This is a genomic window from Leptolyngbya sp. BC1307, from assembly GCF_002286735.1.
In the GTDB taxonomy this organism is placed as follows: domain Bacteria; phylum Cyanobacteriota; class Cyanobacteriia; order Phormidesmidales; family Phormidesmidaceae; genus Phormidesmis.
In genome coordinates this window covers 1-1,119 of the sequence record NZ_NRTA01000153.1, presented here as the reverse complement: position 1 = coordinate 1,119, position 1,119 = coordinate 1, and the positions used below count along the sequence as shown (strand labels likewise).

Genomic DNA, 1,119 nt, shown 5'->3' with positions numbered 1-1,119 from the left:
AATGACTACTACACTACAGACACGCCAAAGCGCGTCGCTGTGGGAGCAGTTTTGTCAGTGGGTCACCAGCACCGAAAACCGCCTCTATGTAGGTTGGTTCGGCGTGTTGATGATTCCGACACTACTCGCTGCTACTGCATGCTTCGTGATTGCGTTCATCGCAGCGCCTCCCGTTGACATTGACGGCATCCGTGAGCCTGTTGCAGGTTCTCTGATGTACGGCAACAACATCATCTCTGGTGCGGTTGTGCCTTCTTCGAACGCAATTGGCCTGCACTTCTACCCGATCTGGGAAGCTGCTTCCTTAGATGAGTGGCTCTATAACGGCGGCCCTTACCAGCTGGTCATCTTTCACTTCCTCATTGGCGTCTTTTGCTACATGGGTCGTGAGTGGGAGCTTTCTTACCGCCTCGGTATGCGCCCCTGGATCTGTGTTGCTTACTCTGCGCCTGTTGCAGCAGCATCTGCAGTCTTCTTGATCTACCCCCTCGGTCAGGGTTCATTCTCTGACGGCATGCCTTTGGGTATCTCGGGTACGTTCAACTTCATGCTGGTGTTCCAAGCAGAGCACAACATCCTGATGCACCCCTTCCACATGTTGGGAGTTGCCGGTGTCTTCGGTGGTGCTTTGTTCAGTGCAATGCACGGTTCACTCGTGACTTCTTCCTTGGTTCGTGAAACGACTGAGACAGAGTCACAGAACTACGGCTACAAGTTTGGTCAGGAAGAAGAGACTTACAACATCGTTGCAGCGCACGGCTACTTCGGTCGGTTGATCTTCCAATATGCTTCATTCAACAACAGCCGTTCACTCCACTTCTTGTTGGGTGCATGGCCAGTTGTGGGCATCTGGTTCACAGCGCTGGGTATTTCTACCATGGCGTTCAACCTGAACGGATTCAACTTCAACCAGTCAATCATCGACTCACAGGGTCGCGTGATTGGTTCTTGGGCTGATGTTTTGAACCGCGCCAACCTGGGTATGGAAGTCATGCACGAGCGCAACGCTCACAACTTCCCGCTTGACCTGGCAGCAGGTGAAGCTGCACCGGTTGCAATGACTGCACCTGCCATCAACGCGTAGTCGTCACCTGATAACTACTCCTTGATTGGATAGCG

Annotated in this window: 1 protein-coding gene; it reads left to right on the top strand. The window is 52.9% G+C overall.

What is annotated here, in order from left to right; translation table 11 throughout:
* The first annotated feature begins 1 nt into the window (after position 1).
* On the top strand, positions 2–1,084 hold the full coding sequence (gene psbA, locus CKL79_RS22490; RefSeq protein WP_121971718.1) for a photosystem II q(b) protein: 1,083 nt from the start codon (positions 2–4) through the stop codon (positions 1,082–1,084).
* Positions 1,085–1,119: the final 35 nt, after the last annotated feature.